This is a genomic window from Aliidiomarina sp. (assembly GCF_047920995.1).
Taxonomy (GTDB): Bacteria; Pseudomonadota; Gammaproteobacteria; order Enterobacterales; family Alteromonadaceae; genus Aliidiomarina.
This window is the reverse complement of sequence record NZ_JBLRWZ010000019.1, coordinates 32236-51075: the sequence shown is the minus strand read 5'-3', so window position 1 is coordinate 51075 and position 18840 is coordinate 32236. Positions and strand designations below refer to the sequence as shown.

Below are 18840 nucleotides of genomic sequence, written 5' to 3'. Positions count from 1 at the left end.
GCACAGTTGCAGCGCTAGTGGCCTTAAGCGCAGGTAAAGCCGTGTACCAAATAGCGTACCCAACTCCAGAAGCTAAAGCGCCAGAGCCAGCTAAGCCTGCAGCCAGCACTTTTGGCTTAGCAAGAGCCCGAGCTTCTTCAGCAGAGCTTGCCACTACTATGGTAAAATCATGATATTCCGCTAACTTGCCGGGAAAATAACCACCGAAATTCACGAAATAGAGCTTTTTCTTCTCGAGCGAAGGCGCTTTCGCCAACTGAATTCTATAGCCATCTACATGATGCACATGCACATAACTATCCATGTGCACACTTCCGCGATTACCAAACCATTGCTGCTTCAATGCTGGATAGGTATCTTCGATTGAATTTCCCACCACAAAGCGAACATCGTGTAATTCAATGTTGGCGCCCGGTGCATCACCACCTACATACACTAAAAAGAGTTTCTGTTGCATGAATAAACTTCCAAAATGAAATGCCTAATGCGTTAGCCGAACGTTTTTATATATAACGCTTCCACTTTTTCACGTGCCCACGGCGTTTTTCGTAAAAATTTCAAAGACGATTTAATCGAAGGATCATTGTGAAAACAGTTCACACTCACCTCTTGATAAAGCCCGTTCCAACCGTATTTCTCATATAACTGCGTTACGATTTTCTCGAGAGTAAGGCCGTGCAAAGGGTTATTGGGTTGTTCTTGGGTCATGATTGTACCGTTAATTGAATTGCAAATTAGGTGATTTAATAGTGTTCAATATAGTGCGTATTAATCGCGTGCGTTAGATTTCAGCGTATCTGCAAAACCGTGGTTTACATCGCGGTGTTTCGCTTCATCGGCTCGCACCGCAATAATTACTTCTCGCAAGCGAGCATCTTTAGGTAAATTCCAGTAATCAATCGCAATTTGCGGCGCGGGAATATTTTCATACTTACCACTATCCACGCCTTCCAAATACTCGGTATAGCTATAAACCGCCTCTTCTTCTAAGTAACCAACAACCCGATGCGCAGTTTTGCTCGATACAAGATACAAAAGGAAAAATGCATTGTAGAACACCCCTTGCGCAATAATAATCAAGGTTCGCTCAAACCAGTTAGGCCTCGCCACTTCAATGAAGGTTAATAAGTGCATACGCTCATTTTCCGCTTCGTCGAGCAAGGTATGTATCCAGCCATCATCATCTTTCAAGCGCCGCAATGAATTTAAATGCTGAATGGTGCCGCCCACCATTCCAGGAACGGCAGCCACGGTTTCTAGCACTACTGCGCGATTGCCATAGCGCCCAGAGAAAAATAAATCCGCGAAAAAGCGAAGAAATCTCACCGTTGCATATGCAATACGATCAGAAATCCCCTCGGGCTTATGATGCTTAGGTCGTATCTCACTTACCTCGTTCATGGTACTCCTTACTGCGTTGCCTTCTGGCTAGGCTCTGTTACCGTTCATTGCACACTGGCACTACGTATCTCAACAGAGTATTTATGAAAGACGCTCGTAACCACCACGCACACCATTGCGTGAAAATACCCACTGCCATAGTTGAATATCGCGCGCTCGGAATGCGCCAGCACAGGATAGCAAATAATAACGCCACATGCGTTCGAACGGTTCACCTAGCGTATTTTTAAACTGCGGCCACGCTTGCGTGAAATTGGCATGCCAAGCCATTAAGGTTTTATCATAATCGGCGCCGAAATTGTGTAAATCTTCCACCACAAACTTGCCCGAAGTGGCTTCGCCTATTTGTTCAATAGTGGGTAAATCACCATTTGGGAAGATATACCGATCTACCCACGGATCAGGAGTGGATTTACGAATGTTTTTACCGATAGTGTGTAGTAGAAATAAGCCATGATCGTTTAAGCACCGCTCAACCACGTTAAAAAACGTGGCATAATTTTTTCGCCCCACATGCTCAAACATCCCCACACTCACCACACAATCGAAGCGCTCATTAAGATCGCGATAATCTTGCAACCGAAAGGTAAGCTTATCACTCTGATAATGCTCTTGCGCCCAGGCAACTTGCGCTTCTGAAACCGTAACACCTACGCACTCTACGCCATAATGCTCCGCCGCGTAGCCCATTAAACTGCCCCATCCACAGCCTATATCTAACAACCGCATGCCCGGTTGCAGTTGCAGTTTACGGCAAATCAGATCGAGCTTAGCCTGCTGAGCTTGTTCCAAGTTCTCAGCAGCGCGCCAATATCCACAGGTATAGGTCATGCGCGAATCAAGCATTGCCGCATAGAATTCATTATTTAAATCGTAATGCGCTTTACCCACCTGCCATGCGCGCTGAGGAGTTTGCCGGTTCATAAACTTGGCGCGCAAGTAATGGGTAAGTAAACGTGTTGGATTAAGGTGCTGATGTAATTTGGCACTCAGAATTCGATCAAAGAACTGATCAAGTTGCGCACAATCCCACCAGCCTTCCATATAGCTTTCACCCAAACCTAAATTACCCTGAGCTACAACTCGATCATATACGCGCGCATCATGCACTTGAATGTCCCAAGGATTCCCGCCATTTATTTCTATGCCCGCTTTGTGTAACTGTTCCCTTATCAACTTTTCCGATCGTTCAGATGGCATAAATATCTCCTCACGAATGAGTAATTGGCAAATGCTCGTTCCATTGAACTATAGATGATGATCAGGCTTGGGCAATAATGAATGCCAACAAATTGAATACATGCGCGCTTATTCGTTCGCATGTTGCGCTATTTCCGTTAAATTATAGATTAGTATTGGCTCATTGCTGTAGGCTTTAGTAACCCGAAAATACCTGTTTAAAGGAAACTGAACCACACCGGTTCCACCATACGTAATGTGCGGCTGTTGCGTAAACTCAAATTGCAAAAATACCTCCCCTTGTAATCCATCGGTTGGCAAAGGGGTAGAAGGGTCAATAATAAAGTTATCAATACCAAATAAATCACTAACTTCGTAGCTCAACTCGTTCGATAAGCTCATATCAATGGCGCCCGAAAGTTTAACCACTTCGCCAATATGCTGCTCTAAAAATGTGATTAATTCACCGTTATCGGGATATGTAATTGAGATATTCTGCTGATACTCAGGAATGCTACCATTGAGGCTATTTTGAATAAAGTAACCTATCGCGAGCAGCAAACTGGCTCCTAACATCCCACAAAGTAAGCGTTTCATGTTCGAACACCGCCTTATTGCTCAACCTCAATATTAAACTGCAACGTAAACGGCATAGTTACCGGAACCCGTTCATAGCACTCACCCATAATATCGCCGGTATAACACTCATCATCCGATAAATCTTCTGTGCGCTCGGTGAGCTCAATAATATTCCCCTGCCAAGTGCCGCTCAAATAGCCATTGGTAAACTCATGAAGATCAAGCCTGAAGCTAGTGGTGCCCATAATGCCAGCGTCATAGCCAAGCTCGCGCAGTACTTCCAACGATTGAAAATATACTTCACTGTTCGTAGAGTTTAACATTGGCACAGGCACCACCAGTGAACCGTAATTAAAATGCTCGAGCAGCGCACTATATGAGTAATTCCCTTTTTCGTTCCTATATCCCTTATCTGTTTTTATCGGTAAATACTTAACGTACTGCGTACGCTAAAAAGCTGCCCAGCATAATAGCAATAACACCAATCAATATCGCATTCTTCGGCAATATCTTCGTGGCCCAATCCATTAGCTGAATAAATCGTGTGCGCCCCATTGCCGCTACAAATACACCGGCAAAAACCGCTATCCAGCCGATCACTGCTAAGGTAAGAGGAAATTTCGAACTTGGCGCGGCTACAATGAGTGCTACACCTAAAAGTACCCGCACCACTACGGCAATAATCTGCAATGTGGGTGCGCGTTTATGCCGCTCAAGCAAATCGAAAACCGCTCTCGGCTTCACCAAAATGATTGCACCCATGGCAATAAGGAAAACTGAAAATAGAAAAATAAGCGTATGCATAATTGTTTCTCCAGTGAAGCCTAACTTCCGGCGTATTATTAGGAAATTTCTCGTACTGCCATTGTGGTAAAATTATTTTCCTACTCTGCTTAGAATAGGCACTCTACGCTGTTTGCACAACTATCCCTATAGCGGTTTGCGAACAGCACTACCACATCAAATCATCAGGAACCTTATAATCCGCATACGGGTCATCTTCAGCAGCTGCTTCATCAAGAATATCACGGGTATTACACAGCACAATTGCATCAGGAATGCGCTGCTGAATTTTATCAGCAATTTGCGCCGGAATTAACGCATAGCTATCGGCGTCGCGAACAATGGCTAGCTTACCTTGGGTAAGCTCATTATGAATTTTTTGGTTCACATATATGCGTTTAACCAAAGTGCCATCAGCAAAGTTAAATGCAACCTCACCTTTATGCGCAATACGATTCACATCAATAAGTTGGCGTACTTGGGCTGCAATAGCTCGTTTTTCTCGCTCAGCTTGTTGCTGCCGATTCAATTCCTGATCTCGAGCAACCTTTTCCAAGCGCTGCTGCTCAGCCAGTACCGTTGCTTCATTCACAATTTTCTGCTTTTTACCGAGCTGCTTTCGCTGTAGATGCCGCTCTTTCTTCATCGATTTAAGCTTCTTCTCATCGGCCAAACCAGCCTTCAGCAACTGTTCCTGTAACGCGTTTTTCATAACCTTTTTGCCCTGCTTATTTTTACTAAACTACTGTACGTAACCAATAGTAGTTACTCAATATGGTGATTGTTTTCTTCAGCTTTTCAAGCTCTTTGCATTTTAATCGTTTGCTATAATCCCCACCAAGCCGCACAATGATTATGTTAAACCAAATAATTAATCATATAAGGATAGGATTATGACACTGCACATTACCCTGATTCCAGTACTCTCTATTCTTGCTGGTATTCTGATATTAATTCGCCCTAAGTTGCTGAACTTTGTTGTAGCTGTGTATCTCATCGTGATCGGCGCAGTTCAGATTCTGGGGCTTTAAGTATACTGCTTAAACTAACAGCGGATCTCCATGTGGGCTAATCGCTACGCTTCCCGGCGATAACTCATGGGTTGCACTTTCATCAAAGTACTCCCCATGAGCAAAATGCAAGGTTCCGTATAGTACGGTTAACCTTTCGTAGGCAGGGTGAATATGGGGTAATCATCATGTGGCCATCGCCTCTTAGCGATGTTCATCTGCATGAGCGTTAACCTTCATTTACAGGCTTTCTCCGAGCGGCTTTCACACCGCCACGCTGTTTTTTGGCGGTGATGCGGCGAGCTTTCGCAGCTTTGCTAGGTTTGGTGGCAATGCGTTTCTTTTGCACTATGCCTACGCTGGCAACTAGCTGAACAAAATCAGCTAAGGCTTGTTCGCGGTTAGCGAGTTGGCTGCGGCTTTCTTGACACTTAATGATGATTTTACCGCTTTGAGTGATGCGATGATCGCTTTTAACAAGCAGCTTCTCTTTGTAAAATTCTGGTAGTGATGATGCGCGGATATCGAAAATAAGCTGCGCGGCAGTAGCTACTTTGTTTACGTTTTGGCCGCCAGCACCGCTAGAGCGTATGAATTGCCACTCTATCTCCTGCTCTGGAATGCTTACTCGTGCTGATATCCGTACTTCTGCCATAACTTTTTCTAATCCCTTGAGAACGAACTACGGGCTAAATCACCCCTACTTAAACTCTTAATATCCATTACCCGATTTCATGCGAATAATCCCCAAAAAGGTATTGCACAGTATATAATATGGGCGTCTGGAGATTGAAGCGCACAGACAGCACATTTTGCTTCGAGTTAATTATTTTATTGACTGAGGAGTCTATTATGATTGAAGAAATCCGCAAAAATTTATTATACAACGTTATGGTTCCAGGAGTAATCGCAGTGCTCGGAATCATTGCAATGGCGGTTTACTTATATACATACGTGCTGTAACTCGCTTCTGTATCTCTGAAACCAATTTAAGTTTACACCAAAACTTATACAAAACATAAAGGCCCTGCCGCGATTCCCAACCCGCAGCAGGGCCTTTTTCTATCTTCTCGTTACAGCTAGGCTTAGAGCATCTCTACTGCTAAGGCTACGGCTTCACCACCACCAATACACAATGAGGTTACGCCTTTTTGCTTGCCACGCTGTTTTAACGCATGCAGCAAGGTAACCAGCAAACGTGCACCCGATGCTCCAATTGGGTGGCCAAGGGCACATGCGCCGCCATTTACGTTCACTTTCTCGGCATCAAGTTGCATATCTTTAATGGCAATCATGGTTACCATGGCAAACGCTTCGTTAATTTCCCACAGATCTACATCGTCTTTGCTCCACCCAGCTTGCTCGAGGGTTTTATTCATTGCGCCTACTGGCGCCATGGTGAACTCAGAAGGTTTCTGTGAGTGGGTAGCGTGCGCCACTATGCGAGCTAATGGCGTTAAACCACGCGCTTTGGCATCGCTTTCGCGCATCAGCACTAGTGCGGCAGCACCATCGGAAATCGATGATGAGTTAGCAGCGGTAACTGTGCCATCTTTGCTAAACGCTGGGCGCAAACTGGGAATTTTATCAATACGCGCTTTGCCTGGCTGCTCATCAATGGTAACAGTTACATCGCCTTTGCGATCGCTATAGGTGAGCGGCTCAATTTCTTCCGCGAACCAACCTTCGTTAATGGCCGTTTGCGCGCGGGTTAGCGAGCGAATCGCGAAATCGTCCATATCTTCCCGGGTGAAGCCATAGTTATCGGCGGTATCTTGGGCGTAACAGCCCATAGCTTTGCCTTCATAGGCATCTTGTAAGCCATCGAACATCATATGGTCGATTACTTGGCCGTGGCCCATGCGATAACCGCTACGTGCTTTATCAAGCAAATACGGTGCATTCGACATACTTTCCATGCCGCCTGCTACTACTACATTGGCTGAGCCTGCTTTAATTAAATCGTGACCGAACATTACAGTTTTTAAACCAGAGCCACATACTTTATTAATGGTGGTAGCGCCGATGCCAAGTGGCAACCCTGCGCTTAACATGGCTTGCCGCGCTGGTGCTTGCTTTAAACCCGCAGGTAAAACACAACCCATAATCACTTCGCTAACATCTTCTCCGGCAATGCCAGCACGGGTTACCGCGGCTTTAATCGCAGCAGCACCAAGTTCGGTGGCACTCACAGGGCTTAATTCGCCCATGAAACCGCCCATTGGCGTGCGCGCGGCGGCAACAATTACTACTGAATCTGAGCTCATGAAACTTCTCTCCTGGAGGTTGTAAAACTTTACGTTAACGTAAACTTCATGTTAGCTTATCGCGTATAACTGCCATAAGGCAAGTGAGTAGGAATTATAACATGCACAATACAAGCGCAGAAGAATTCGAAACTAGCCCCGAGCGTGTTCGCCGTACCCAAGATTCGTTCAGCATTGGTGATTTAGCGAAAGAGTTTGATATCACCACGCGTAGCATTCGTTTTTACGAAGATCAGGGCTTAATGATGCCTGAGCGCCGCGGCCAAACCCGTATTTACACGCAAAAAGACCGGGTGCGTTTGAAGTTGATTTTGCGCGGTAAACGGCTTGGGTTTACGTTGGCGGAAACTAAAACCCTATTCGATATGTATGATCGCGATGGCAGCAGTGTGAACCAGCTGCAAACCATGTTGCGTTTAATTGAAGACAAGAAGTTGGCCCTGCGCCAGCAACTCGAAGATATTAAAGTTGTTTTACACGAGTTAACCGCCGTTGAGAGCGGATGCCGTGCGGAACTTTCCGAAAAAACCAAGGAGTACCCATGATTAGCGCCTATAAAACATTCAATTTCGATCTCGGTGAAACCGCCGATATGATCCGCGAGCAAGTAAACGCATTTGCTCGTGATGAAATTGCACCCCGTGCCGCAGAAATTGATGAAGTAAACGAGTTTCCTGCTGATTTATGGCGCAAATTTGGCGATATGGGTTTGCTCGGTATTACCGTACCGGAAGAATTTGGTGGTTCGGGCATGGGTTATCTTGAGCATGTAGTGGCAATGGAAGAAATTAGCCGCGCTTCTGCCTCTGTGGGCTTAAGCTATGGTGCTCACTCGAATTTGTGTGTAAACCAACTAAAAGTGAACGGTAGCCAAGCGCAAAAAGAGAAATACCTACCAAAATTAGTAAGCGGCGAGCACGTAGGTGCGTTGGCCATGAGCGAGCCAAACGCGGGTTCTGATGTGGTGAGTATGAGGCTGCATGCGAAAAAAGATGGCGATCACTATATTTTGAACGGCAATAAAATGTGGATCACCAATGGTCCTGATGCAGATGTGCTTATCGTATACGCAAAAACTGAGCCGGGTGCAGGCTCCAAAGGCATTACCGCATTCATTATCGAGAAAGCAAACACTCCGGGTTTCAGCACGGCGCAGAAGCTCGATAAATTGGGCATGCGCGGCTCTAACACCTGTGAATTAGTATTCGAAGATGCGCGGGTGCCAGCCGAAAATATTTTGGGCGAATTAAACCAAGGCGTAAAAGTACTCATGAGCGGCCTCGATTACGAGCGCGCTGTATTAGCTGCTGGCCCGCTGGGCATTATCCAAGCGTGCATGGATGTGGTTGTTCCTTATATTCACGAGCGCAGCCAATTTGGCCAAGCGATTGGTGAGTTCCAGTTGGTACAAGGCAAAGTAGCCGACATGTACACGCAAATGAATGCGGCCCGTGCTTATGTGTATGCAGTAGCGAAAGCTTGCGATCGCGGCGAAACCACTCGTAAAGATGCGGCAGGTGCTATTCTTTATGCAGCTGAGCTAGCAACCAAAATGGCACTTGATGCCATTCAGTTACTCGGCGGCAACGGCTATATCAATGAATACCCTACTGGCCGCTTATTGCGCGATGCCAAACTGTATGAAATTGGTGCCGGCACCTCAGAAATTCGCCGCATGCTAATTGGCCGTGAGCTGTTTACTGAATCGAAGTAATTAATCGCTAAATAATAAGGATACTCGTTGTGGCTATTCTCACTAGTAAAGTAAACACTCGGGACGAAACATTTTTAGCGAACCGAGAATCAATGCTTGCTGTGTTGGCTGATTTACAAGAAAAAGCCGAGCAAATTAAGCAAGGTGGCGGTAAAAGCTATCAAGAACGGCATGAATCGCGCGGCAAATTATTGGTGCGCGATCGTATTCAACGCTTGCTCGATGCGGGTTCTCCATTTTTAGAACTCGGCCAATTCGCTGCCTGGGAAGTGTATAACGATTATGTGCCAGCAGCGGGTGTAGTTGCTGGTATCGGCCGTGTGGAAGGCGTTGAGTGCATGATTGTAGCTAACGATGCTACAGTAAAAGGCGGTACGTACTACCCTCTTACCGTGAAAAAGCATTTGCGCGCACAAGAAATTGCCGAGCGTTGCCACCTGCCCTGTATTTATTTAGTAGATTCTGGTGGCGCCAACCTGCCGCGCCAAGATGAAGTATTTCCTGATCGCGATCATTTCGGCCGTATTTTCTTTAACCAAGCCAATATGTCGGCGAAAGGCATTCCGCAAATTGCTGTGGTAATGGGCTTATGTACCGCTGGCGGAGCCTATGTGCCAGCCATGGCCGATGAATCCATTATTGTAAAAGAGCAAGGCACGATTTTCTTAGCTGGCCCGCCACTTGTAAAAGCGGCTACCGGCGAAGAAGTGAGTGCGGAAGAACTTGGTGGTGCCGATGTGCACACGCGCATTTCTGGTGTTGCGGATCATTTTGCGGTAAACGATGAGCATGCGCTCGATTTAGCTCGCCGTACGGTTTCTCGCTTGAATCGCCCTGCGAAAGCACCAATTGATGTAGCGCCAGTAAAACCGCCCCGCTACGCTGCTGAAGAAATTTACGGCATTGTGGGTACCGATTTACGCAAGCCCTATGATGTGCGCGAAATCATTGCCCGTGTGGTGGATGATTCTGATTTTGATGAATTCAAACAAAACTACGGTAATACCTTGGTTACTGGTTTTGCCCGTATTCACGGTTATTTAGTAGGTATTGTAGCTAACAACGGTATTTTGTTCTCGGAATCGGCGCAAAAAGGCGCGCATTTCATTGAGCTCTGTGCCCAACGCAAAATTCCATTAGTGTTTTTACAAAATATTACCGGCTTCATGGTAGGTAAGAAGTACGAAGCCGAAGGTATTGCCAAGCATGGTGCAAAAATGGTTACCGCAGTAAGTTGCGCCAAAGTGCCGAAGTTTACGGTACTGATTGGTGGTAGCTACGGTGCTGGTAATTATGGCATGTGTGGCCGCGCTTATGATCCAACGCTCATGTTTATGTGGCCGAATGCACGTATTTCCGTAATGGGTGGCGAACAAGCGGCAGGTGTGATGGCGCAGGTTACTCGCGATGGCAAAGAACGCAAAGGCGAAAGCTGGAGCGCAGAAGATGAGGCCAAATTTAAACAGCCTATTATTGATACCTACGAGCACCAAGGCCATCCATACTATGCCTCAGGCCGTTTGTGGGATGATGGTATTATCGATCCGGCACAAACCCGCACAGTGTTGGGCTTAAGTATTTCCGCCGCACTCAATGCTCCAATCGAAGACACGCGCTTTGGCGTGTTCCGCATGTAAGGAGCGATGTATGGCAAATGAACAGGTAATTATTGAACTCGATAATCGTGGTGTAGCTCGCTTAACCATGAATCGCCCTGAAGTGCACAATGCCTTCGATGATGTGATTATTGCTAAGTTACGCGCAGCGCTTGCCGAAGTGCGCGAGAACTCTGCCGCGCGGGTATTAGTATTGCAATCTGCTGGTAAAAACTTCTCAGCTGGGGCAGATCTGAATTGGATGCGTTCCATGGCTGATAAAAATTATCAGGAGAACGTGGAAGATGCAGGTGAATTGGGCGCCCTAATGTGGGAGCTAGATCAACTACCAATCCCTACCATTGCCTTAGTAAATGGTGCTGCTTTTGGCGGCGCTGTGGGCCTTGTGGCCTGCTGTGATATGGCCATTGCTGAAGAGCGCGCTAGCTTCTGCCTTTCAGAAGTGAAGATTGGTTTAATTCCTGCGGTAATTAGCCCTTATGTAGTGCGGGCGTTAGGTGAACCTGCCGCACGCCGCTATATGCTAACTGCCGAACGCTTTTTTGCTACGGAAGCCTATCGTTTAGGTTTGATAGATATCGTAGCGGCTGCCGATAGCAGTTTAGAAGCCGAGCTAGAACCGTTATTAACGGCCTTGCTCGCGAATAGCCCAGCGGCTATTAAAGCCTGCAAAAACCTGATTCGGCACGTAAGCAACCACCCGCTGAACCCAGATGTAGTAGCCGAAACTGCGCGCCGCATTGCAGAAATTCGCGTGTCTGCAGAGGGCCAAGAAGGCTTGAGTTCGTTTTTAGAAAAACGCAGCCCTGCTTGGCTAGCAGCGAATACAACCAGCGCAACGGATGGAAACAAATAATGGCACAACAATTAGCTAAAATTCTTATCGCCAACCGTGGCGAAATTGCTTGCCGCGTTATTCGTACCGCGCGCGACATGGGTATTAAAACCGTAGCGGTGTATTCAGATGCCGATGCCAATGCACAACACGTGTTGCAAGCCGATGAAGCCGTGCATATCGGCGGCTCACCAAGCAGTGAATCCTATTTATGCGCCGATAAAGTAATTACTGCAGCCCAGCGCACTGGCGCACAAGCCATTCACCCAGGGTACGGTTTTTTATCGGAAAATGAATCGTTTGCCGAAGCATTGCAAGATGCGGGCTTAATCTTTATTGGCCCACCAGTAGCAGCTATTGCTGCGATGGGCTCAAAAAGTGCGGCCAAGAATATTATGGCAAAAGCTGGAGTACCGTTAGTACCTGGCTATCATGGTGATGATCAAAGCGATGATTTACTGGCCGCAGAAGCCGAGAAAATTGGCTACCCGGTATTGCTAAAAGCTGCCTATGGCGGCGGTGGTAAAGGCATGCGCGTAGTAAACAACGCCGCAGAGTTTGCCGAAGCCCTCGCATCGGCCCGGCGCGAAGCAAAAGCTGGCTTTAACAACGATAAAATGTTGGTAGAGAAGTTTATTACTCGCCCTCGCCACGTGGAAATTCAGGTATTTTGTGATCAGCACGGTAATGCCGTGTATTTAGCAGAGCGCGATTGCTCGGTGCAGCGCCGCCACCAAAAAGTAGTGGAAGAAGCGCCTGCGCCTGGGTTAACCGAAGAAACTCGCAAAGCCATGGGCGATGCAGCCGTACGCGCGGCGCAAGCCATTGATTACGTGGGCGCCGGCACAGTGGAGTTCTTATTCGATGAAGATGGTAGTTTCTACTTCATGGAAATGAACACCCGCTTGCAAGTTGAGCACCCCGTTACCGAAATGATTACCGGTGTAGATTTGGTGGAATGGCAGCTGCGCGTTGCCGCCGGCGAAGTATTACCTATGCAGCAGGATGAAATTACCCTCGATGGCCATGCCTTCGAAGCGCGTATTTATGCTGAAAACGCTGATGATAACTTTATGCCAAGCACTGGCACCCTCGCCTATTTGCGCCACCCAGAAGCCTCTCCTTATGTGCGTTGGGATTCAGGTATTGTGCAAGGTGATGAAGTTACTACCTTCTACGATCCGATGATTGCGAAGCTTATTGTGTGGGATATTGATCGTGAATCGGCGTTGCGCCGCTTAACCAATGCGTTGCGTGAAACTCGCATTGCCGGCGTTACCACCAATACCGATTATTTACATCGTATCGCCACCCATAAAGCCTTTGCCAATGCTGAACTTACTACGCGCTTTATTGAGCAGTATGGTGAGGCCTTACATGAGCGCGAAGGCGGTTTATCAGAACAGGTAAACTTGTTAATTATTGCCGCGCACATGATTCGTGCACGCCAACAACAAGCGAATCAAGATCCGTGGAGTAGCGCTTCGGGTTGGCGGGTAAATTCGCCTGCCAAGCATCGTATTGGTTTACGTAGCAAAGATGCCGAAACAGCTACTATTCTTGATTTGATTAGCACCGCCAATGGTATTGAATGGCCAGCAGAAAATTTAGTACTACAACAAGCTAGCGATGGCGCAGTAGTGGTAGATGGCCTGCGGTTCTATCCAGAAATTGCTGAGCATCAAGGCAACTTTACGGTATTTAGTGATCACGGCCGTTTCGATGCAAGTGCTTACGATGCATTGGCCGATATTATTCACGAAGATGAAGCCGGTACACTAACCGCCCCTATGAACGGTACCATTGTTGCCGTAAACGTAGCAGCCGGTGATAGCGTTGCTGAAGGCCAAGCCTTGGTAGTAATGGAAGCCATGAAAATGGAATACACTATTCGAGCACCGTTTGCGGCAGGTGTTGAGCAAGTATTTTTCGCCGTTGGTGATTTAGTGGCCGATGGTGCCGAACTGATTAGCTTGAGCGAAGCGGCTGAGTAGCTTAGCCGCACATGCAAAGGAGCGCTTATGTGGAACATGAATGATATGCCCAGCTCGGTGAAGATTGTTGAGGTAGGCCCACGCGATGGTTTGCAGAATGAACAAGCGGTAACTACCGAGGCCAAAGTGGCCTTGGTAAATGCCCTTAGTGATGCTGGTTTTCAAAGCATTGAAGCGGCAAGTTTTGTAAGCCCGAAATGGGTGCCGCAAATGGCCGATAGTGCCGATGTATTGGCGCAAATCGAGCGGAAAACTGGTGTTACCTACTCTGCACTTACTCCTAATTTAAAAGGCTTTGAACTGGCTATGGCCGCCGGTGCCGATGAAGTAGCGGTATTTGGTGCGGCTTCTGAAGCCTTTAGCCAGAAGAATATAAATTGTTCGATAGAAGAATCATTGGCGCGCTTCGCACCTGTAATGGAGGCTGCCAAAGCGCAAGGTGTTCGCGTGCGAGGTTATGTTTCCTGCGTGTTAGGCTGCCCTTACCAAGGCGAAGTACCGGTAAGTGAAGTGGTACGAGTAGCAAAACAACTACACGCTATGGGTTGCTATGAAATTTCCCTTGGCGATACCATTGGTGTTGGTACTCCGCTGCAGGCACAACGTATGCTAGCCGCTGTTGCTGAAGAAGTGCCGATGCAACAACTTGCCTTGCACTTTCACAATACCTACGGCCAAGCGCTGGCGAATATTGCCGCTTGCTTACCTCTTGGGGTGTCGGTAATTGATAGCGCGGTAGCGGGTTTGGGCGGTTGCCCTTATGCCAAAGGCGCGAGTGGCAACCTAGCCAGTGAAGATGTGCTGTATATGCTTGCGGGCATGGGCATCCACACCGGTGTTGATTTATCCAAAGCAATTGCGGCTGGCAACGCAATTTGTGCCGCCCTAGGCACCAAGCCACGTTCTAATGTAAGCATTGCCCGTAGCTCGAATTAACAGCTCTGGCGATAAGAAAATTACTCAACTCGTAACTAGCACAACACAAGCAAAGGCAGAACAATGACCGACAAGGCAAACAGTTCTCTGTTAACGCAAAGCACGTCGAAAAACACGCTGCAAAACAAATCGCAGCCTATGTGGAAACCTAGCGAAGAACAACGTGAACGCACACAAATGATGGCGTTTATGCGCACTGTTGAAAGCAAATACCAACAGCGTTTTGGTGGTGATTACGAGCAGTTTCATGCCTGGTCTGTGCAGCAAAAAGAACAATTTTGGAGCTTGTTGTGGGATGAGTTCGCAGTAATTGGCGAAAAAGGTGAGCGTGTTTTAATTGATGGCGAAAAAATGCCGGGCGCAAGTTGGTTTCCAGATGCGCAACTGAACTTCGCCGAAAATCTTCTTCGCTATCGCGATGCACAAGCAGCACTGGTGTTTACTAACGAGCACGGTGCACGCACAGAAATTAGCTATGCCGAACTGTATCAAGCTACCGCCGAGCTGGCTGCGAAACTACAGCAACAAGGCGTGCAAGCCGGTGATCGCGTAGCCGGCATGTTGCCCAATTGCATTGAAACCATCGTGGCTATGCTCGCTACCACCAGTTTAGGCGCTGTTTGGTCGAGCTGTTCACCTGATTTTGGCGTGCAGGGTGTATTGGATCGGTTTGGCCAAGTAGAACCGAAAGTAATGTTTACCGTAGATGGCTATTTTTATAATGGCAAAACCATTGATGTTAGCGACAAAGTAAACGCCATTAAAGCCCAGCTGCCATCGGTTGCCGCATTAGTAGTTATTCCATTTGCTGGCCTTCAGCACAGTATTAATGATGCCCAAGCTTGGGCTGATTATCGTGATAGTAGCGCTCGCGAAATTACTTTCGTGCCCCGCAAATTTAATGATCCGTTGTATATCATGTTTAGCTCGGGTACTACCGGCGTGCCGAAGTGTATTGTGCACGGTATTGGCGGTACACTCCTGCAACATATTAAAGAGCACGCATTGCATACCGATTTACGCCGCGAAGATACCCTATTTTACTTTACCACTTGTGGTTGGATGATGTGGAACTGGCTAGTGTCTGGCCTAGCTGTAGGCGCTCGTTTGGCCTTATTTGATGGTTCTCCGTTTTACCCTACCCCGGCAGCAATGGCCGATTTAATTGATAAAGAAGGGATTACCGTATTTGGCACTAGCGCCAAATATTTAGCCGCGCTTGAAAAAGCGGGTGAAAAGCCTAGGGAAAGCCACAACTTAAGCACCCTGCGAGCAATTTTAACTACCGGCTCTGTATTAGCCCCTGAAAGCTTCGATTATGTGTATCGCGATATTAAAACCGATCTCTGCCTCAGTTCAATTTCTGGCGGTACCGATATTGTATCTTGTTTTGCTCTTGGTAATCCGATTCTGCCCGTGTACCGCGGCCAATTACAATGCCGAGGCCTTGGCTTAGCGGTAAACGTTTACAACGATAGCGGTAAGCCCGTACTAGGCGAGAAAGGCGAATTAGTATGTGAACAAAGCTTTCCTTGTATGCCTATTGGCTTTTGGAATGATAGCGATGGCAGCCGTTATCATAGTGCTTACTTTGCGCGCTTTGAAAATATTTGGGCGCATGGTGATTATGCCGAGCTTACTCACGAAGGTGGGGTAGTTATTTATGGTCGTTCTGATGCGGTGCTTAACCCAGGTGGCGTGCGCATTGGTACTGCAGAGATTTATCGCCAAGTAGAAAAAGTTGATGCAGTTTTAGAAAGCATTGCCGTAGGCCAAAGCTGGCAAGATGATGAACGTATTGTGCTCTTTGTTAAATTGCGGGAAGGCATTGAGCTTACCGATGCGCTGCGCAATGAAATCAAACAAACCATCCGTGCCAATGCAACTCCACGACATGTTCCTTCAGTTATTCTGCAAACTGCCGATATACCGAGAACCATAAGCGGAAAAATAGTTGAGTTGGCGGTACGCCAAGTAATTCATGGCGAAATCGTAAAAAATACCGATGCATTAGCAAACCCAGAAGCGCTGGAATTGTTCAAGAACCGCGCTGAATTGAACCGCTAAGCACGCCATTACCCTGCGAACTCAACGAATATATGCATACACTAAGTTCGCCTTTTTACGCGAAAGTGCTGCGAAAACGAGCAATATCGGAAGTATTTGCTGATGTTTACGTATGTGCGCTTTACGAACAAAAAGTAAACGTGTAATTATAAGAGCTTAGTTTGTTAATTCGTAATTCACGGCAACGAATTACGAATCAATTTCCGTGCTCGCTAGCGGCAACGCTTTACAATAACAATATAATTAGCCCTGTGGTGCAATGCGCAATCTGAAACGACACAAGCAAGCTATTTTCGCCGGAGTTACGGGGGTTATTGTAACTCTCGTTCTCGCGATCTCGTTGCGCATTTCCGATAACTCCTCTATTCGTGATCAACTTGATGCAGAGCTCTATCAATTGCAACTTGAAGTGCGCCGTGAATTGCAATCACATATGTTTGGTTTTACCTGGATTAGTAGCCAAGGTGAAATGGGGCCAAGTTGGGTAAGTGAAGGCGATTTAATTAATGCTTATTATCGCCAATTTAAAAGCTTAATGTGGATTACTCCAAACGGGGAAATCATCACCAGCTACCCTGCCGATTGGGCAGCACCTAGGCGTGTTCCCGATGAAGTTGAAATGTGGCTAAGCCGCTTTAGCCCTGGCGCACGATATTTAATTTCGGCCAGTTCACTAGCGGAACACCCAGCCGATTTATTGCTCGTGGTGCCCTACGAATCAAATCGATATACCGGCTATTACGCCGGTATTCTAGATATGAACCGCTTACTCCACCTTACCGTTGCCAGCCACTTACGAGACGAAACGTCATTTCGCGTAACCCGCCAATCCGATAGTGCCATTCTATTTAGCCTTGCCGATAATGGCGCACTAAAAGAAGAATGGGGCAACAACCGAGTATTTCAATTATTTGGCGAAACCTGGGTATTAGAACTCTGGCCGCATACTTCACGTTTGCAAACGATGCGTAGTAATTTATCGCTATTGGTATTAGTTTCCGGTTCATTGGTAACTGGCCTGCTCACTTTCGTACTGTATTTATTGGGCGTTAGCCACGTTCGTGAAAACCTACTGCAAGAAGCCAACCGCGAGCTGTACGATGAAATTGAGGAGCGTGAGCGCGTTGAACAACGGGTAGCCTATTTGGCTGAGCATGATTCCCTTACTGGCCTCGCCAACCGGAATGCCATTATTGCCCAGCTCAGTGAAGAGCTAAACTTTTTACGCGAACAAGCGCTAAAAGTTGGCGTAATGATTGTTGATTTAGACCACTTTAAAGAAGTAAACGATACCTTGGGCCATAACGTAGGTGATGCCCTTTTGAAACAAGTGGCAACTCGATTATCAGAGCTGAACGGCGGTAAAACCATGCTAGCTCGGCTAGGCGGCGATGAATTCGCGATTATGCTTACCAGCGTGCGGGCACAGGAAGATTTAGAACACTTTGCTGATGAAATCATTGAAGCACTCGATAAGCACTTTAACGTAGAAGGCTACGAGATTTTTGTAACCGGTAGTATTGGTATTGCCCTCACCCAAACAGGCGAAGAAGATGCGGAAACGTTAATGCGCCATGCCGATACTGCCTTGTACCGAGCAAAAGATAAAGGCCGCAATATTTGGCATGTGTACACACAAGAATTACATGATGAACTTGCCGACCGTTTAGATGTTTCGAAGAAGCTAAGGTATGCCATTGAACATGAGAAGCTCTCGGTGTTTTATCAACCGCAAGTAGACATGACCACCCGCAAGATTATTGGTTTAGAGGCCCTAGTGCGGTGGATAGAGGATGATGGCACTATTATTGGCCCTGATCGCTTTATTCCTATTGCCGAAGATTCTGGCCTCATTTTACCGATTTCTGAATTTGTTCTGCAAACCGCATGTCGCCAACTTGCGCGCTGGCGTGAATTAGGTTTAACCGATATTCGAGTTTCTGTGAATTTATCGGGCAGACAATTCCAGGTGCCAGATTTAACAGATCAAATACTATATGCAGTGCGTAGTGCGGGTATCCCTACTACATTTTTAGAACTTGAGCTTACTGAACAAGTGTTGATTGAAAATAGCCAAACTCATACCCAATTTATGCAAGATATGCGTGATAATGGTATTACCTTGGCGATTGATGATTTCGGCGTGGGCTACTCCTCGCTTTCGTATTTGAAACATTTTCCAATTAACGCATTGAAAATCGATCGCTCGTTTGTGAAGGATTTACCAGACGACAAAGATGATGCCACCATTACCCAAACTATTGTTAGCTTGGCGCGCAACCTTGATATCGGCATTGTTGCGGAAGGGGTTGAGAATCAAGAGCAAGCCGATTTCTTGATTAATCTTGGTTGCACCATTGGCCAAGGCTATTTCTATAGCCGCCCTGTACCTGCCGATGAAGCAACCGCTTTGTTAACAGCGCCAAACAGCGTAATTCCTGTTAAAATAAGCTAACGCT

19 protein-coding genes are annotated in these 18840 nt (G+C 46.8%); 9 read left to right on the top strand and 10 right to left on the bottom strand.

Annotated features, from left to right (window positions below):
* From ACNA7P_RS06875 to ACNA7P_RS06840, 8 genes are all read right to left on the bottom strand, one after another.
* The coding region (locus ACNA7P_RS06875) for a DUF1543 domain-containing protein (protein ID WP_416257885.1) at positions 1-457 on the bottom strand (457 nt) is incomplete at its 3' end.
* A 32-nt stretch (positions 458-489) separates the two neighbouring features.
* Entirely contained in the window at positions 490-708 is a 219-nt protein-coding gene (locus tag ACNA7P_RS06870) for a VF530 family DNA-binding protein (RefSeq protein ID WP_416257884.1), read from the bottom strand.
* 60 nt (positions 709-768) lie between these two features.
* A complete protein-coding gene (locus ACNA7P_RS06865) occupies positions 769-1401 on the bottom strand; it encodes an alternative oxidase (protein WP_416257883.1) in 633 nt (210 codons plus the stop codon).
* A gap of 81 nt (positions 1402-1482) precedes the next feature.
* Positions 1483-2601 (bottom strand): cyclopropane fatty acyl phospholipid synthase, encoded by a 1119-nt coding sequence (gene cfa, locus ACNA7P_RS06860; RefSeq protein WP_416257882.1) that lies wholly within the window; start codon positions 2599-2601, stop codon positions 1483-1485.
* Between the two features lie 108 nt (positions 2602-2709).
* Positions 2710-3177 (bottom strand): hypothetical protein, encoded by a 468-nt coding sequence (locus tag ACNA7P_RS06855; RefSeq protein ID WP_416257881.1) that lies wholly within the window; start codon positions 3175-3177, stop codon positions 2710-2712.
* A 14-nt stretch (positions 3178-3191) separates the two neighbouring features.
* Positions 3192-3482 carry a hypothetical protein gene (locus tag ACNA7P_RS06850; RefSeq protein ID WP_416257880.1) on the bottom strand — a complete coding sequence of 97 codons (291 nt, stop codon included), beginning with the start codon at positions 3480-3482 and terminating at the stop codon, positions 3192-3194.
* A 109-nt stretch (positions 3483-3591) separates the two neighbouring features.
* Positions 3592-3963 (bottom strand): hypothetical protein, encoded by a 372-nt coding sequence (locus ACNA7P_RS06845; RefSeq protein ID WP_416257879.1) that lies wholly within the window; start codon positions 3961-3963, stop codon positions 3592-3594.
* A gap of 148 nt (positions 3964-4111) precedes the next feature.
* Positions 4112-4654, bottom strand: coding sequence for a DUF2058 domain-containing protein (locus ACNA7P_RS06840; RefSeq protein ID WP_416257878.1), 543 nt, complete (start codon positions 4652-4654; stop codon positions 4112-4114).
* Positions 4655-4835: 181 nt separating this feature from the next.
* On the opposite strand from ACNA7P_RS06840, the gene ACNA7P_RS06835 reads away from it, so the two are divergent.
* Positions 4836-4973, top strand: coding sequence for a DUF3096 domain-containing protein (locus ACNA7P_RS06835; RefSeq protein WP_416257877.1), 138 nt, complete (start codon positions 4836-4838; stop codon positions 4971-4973).
* Between the two features lie 208 nt (positions 4974-5181).
* Here the strand turns inward: ACNA7P_RS06835 and arfB are convergent, their stop codons facing one another.
* Both arfB and ACNA7P_RS06825 read right to left on the bottom strand, forming a co-directional pair.
* Entirely contained in the window at positions 5182-5607 is a 426-nt protein-coding gene (arfB, locus tag ACNA7P_RS06830) for an alternative ribosome rescue aminoacyl-tRNA hydrolase ArfB (RefSeq protein ID WP_416257876.1), read from the bottom strand.
* Positions 5608-6037: 430 nt separating this feature from the next.
* Positions 6038-7219 carry a thiolase family protein gene (locus ACNA7P_RS06825; RefSeq protein ID WP_416257875.1) on the bottom strand — a complete coding sequence of 394 codons (1182 nt, stop codon included), beginning with the start codon at positions 7217-7219 and terminating at the stop codon, positions 6038-6040.
* A gap of 101 nt (positions 7220-7320) precedes the next feature.
* Between ACNA7P_RS06825 and ACNA7P_RS06820 the strand changes: the two genes are divergently transcribed.
* The 8 genes from ACNA7P_RS06820 (at position 7321) to ACNA7P_RS06785 (ending at position 18836) form a co-directional block, all read left to right on the top strand.
* Entirely contained in the window at positions 7321-7764 is a 444-nt protein-coding gene (locus ACNA7P_RS06820; protein ID WP_416257874.1) for a MerR family transcriptional regulator, read from the top strand.
* A complete protein-coding gene (locus ACNA7P_RS06815; RefSeq protein ID WP_416257873.1) occupies positions 7761-8933 on the top strand; it encodes an isovaleryl-CoA dehydrogenase in 1173 nt (390 codons plus the stop codon). Before ACNA7P_RS06820 ends, ACNA7P_RS06815 begins: the two co-directional genes overlap by 4 nt.
* A 29-nt stretch (positions 8934-8962) precedes the next feature.
* Positions 8963-10570 (top strand): carboxyl transferase domain-containing protein, encoded by a 1608-nt coding sequence (locus ACNA7P_RS06810; protein WP_416257872.1) that lies wholly within the window; start codon positions 8963-8965, stop codon positions 10568-10570.
* A 10-nt stretch (positions 10571-10580) separates the two neighbouring features.
* A complete protein-coding gene (locus tag ACNA7P_RS06805) occupies positions 10581-11405 on the top strand; it encodes an enoyl-CoA hydratase-related protein (RefSeq protein ID WP_416257871.1) in 825 nt (274 codons plus the stop codon).
* Positions 11405-13378 carry an acetyl/propionyl/methylcrotonyl-CoA carboxylase subunit alpha gene (locus ACNA7P_RS06800; protein WP_416257870.1) on the top strand — a complete coding sequence of 658 codons (1974 nt, stop codon included), beginning with the start codon at positions 11405-11407 and terminating at the stop codon, positions 13376-13378. Before ACNA7P_RS06805 ends, ACNA7P_RS06800 begins: the two co-directional genes overlap by 1 nt.
* Before the next feature lie 27 nt (positions 13379-13405).
* Positions 13406-14314, top strand: a complete 909-nt coding sequence (locus tag ACNA7P_RS06795; protein ID WP_416257869.1) for a hydroxymethylglutaryl-CoA lyase — start codon at positions 13406-13408, stop codon at positions 14312-14314.
* 63 nt (positions 14315-14377) lie between these two features.
* Positions 14378-16381 (top strand): acetoacetate--CoA ligase, encoded by a 2004-nt coding sequence (locus ACNA7P_RS06790; protein WP_416257868.1) that lies wholly within the window; start codon positions 14378-14380, stop codon positions 16379-16381.
* 259 nt (positions 16382-16640) lie between these two features.
* Positions 16641-18836 (top strand): putative bifunctional diguanylate cyclase/phosphodiesterase, encoded by a 2196-nt coding sequence (locus ACNA7P_RS06785; RefSeq protein WP_416257867.1) that lies wholly within the window; start codon positions 16641-16643, stop codon positions 18834-18836.
* Positions 18837-18840 lie beyond the last annotated feature (4 nt).

What these genes read in the sequence shown, in the direction of transcription:
- ACNA7P_RS06870 (WP_416257884.1), bottom strand. Translation starts at nt 708, where the DNA reads ATGACCCAAGAACAACCCAATAACCCTTTGCACGGCCTTACTCTCGAG.
- ACNA7P_RS06865 (WP_416257883.1), bottom strand. Translation starts at nt 1,401, where the DNA reads ATGAACGAGGTAAGTGAGATACGACCTAAGCATCATAAGCCCGAGGGG.
- cfa (WP_416257882.1), bottom strand. Translation starts at nt 2,601, where the DNA reads ATGCCATCTGAACGATCGGAAAAGTTGATAAGGGAACAGTTACACAAA.
- ACNA7P_RS06855 (WP_416257881.1), bottom strand. Translation starts at nt 3,177, where the DNA reads ATGAAACGCTTACTTTGTGGGATGTTAGGAGCCAGTTTGCTGCTCGCG.
- ACNA7P_RS06850 (WP_416257880.1), bottom strand. Translation starts at nt 3,482, where the DNA reads ATGTTAAACTCTACGAACAGTGAAGTATATTTTCAATCGTTGGAAGTA.
- ACNA7P_RS06845 (WP_416257879.1), bottom strand. Translation starts at nt 3,963, where the DNA reads ATGCATACGCTTATTTTTCTATTTTCAGTTTTCCTTATTGCCATGGGT.
- ACNA7P_RS06840 (WP_416257878.1), bottom strand. Translation starts at nt 4,654, where the DNA reads ATGAAAAACGCGTTACAGGAACAGTTGCTGAAGGCTGGTTTGGCCGAT.
- ACNA7P_RS06835 (WP_416257877.1), top strand. Translation starts at nt 4,836, where the DNA reads ATGACACTGCACATTACCCTGATTCCAGTACTCTCTATTCTTGCTGGT.
- arfB (WP_416257876.1), bottom strand. Translation starts at nt 5,607, where the DNA reads ATGGCAGAAGTACGGATATCAGCACGAGTAAGCATTCCAGAGCAGGAG.
- ACNA7P_RS06825 (WP_416257875.1), bottom strand. Translation starts at nt 7,219, where the DNA reads ATGAGCTCAGATTCAGTAGTAATTGTTGCCGCCGCGCGCACGCCAATG.
- ACNA7P_RS06820 (WP_416257874.1), top strand. Translation starts at nt 7,321, where the DNA reads ATGCACAATACAAGCGCAGAAGAATTCGAAACTAGCCCCGAGCGTGTT.
- ACNA7P_RS06815 (WP_416257873.1), top strand. Translation starts at nt 7,761, where the DNA reads ATGATTAGCGCCTATAAAACATTCAATTTCGATCTCGGTGAAACCGCC.
- ACNA7P_RS06805 (WP_416257871.1), top strand. Translation starts at nt 10,581, where the DNA reads ATGGCAAATGAACAGGTAATTATTGAACTCGATAATCGTGGTGTAGCT.
- ACNA7P_RS06800 (WP_416257870.1), top strand. Translation starts at nt 11,405, where the DNA reads ATGGCACAACAATTAGCTAAAATTCTTATCGCCAACCGTGGCGAAATT.
- ACNA7P_RS06795 (WP_416257869.1), top strand. Translation starts at nt 13,406, where the DNA reads ATGTGGAACATGAATGATATGCCCAGCTCGGTGAAGATTGTTGAGGTA.
- ACNA7P_RS06790 (WP_416257868.1), top strand. Translation starts at nt 14,378, where the DNA reads ATGACCGACAAGGCAAACAGTTCTCTGTTAACGCAAAGCACGTCGAAA.
- ACNA7P_RS06785 (WP_416257867.1), top strand. Translation starts at nt 16,641, where the DNA reads ATGCGCAATCTGAAACGACACAAGCAAGCTATTTTCGCCGGAGTTACG.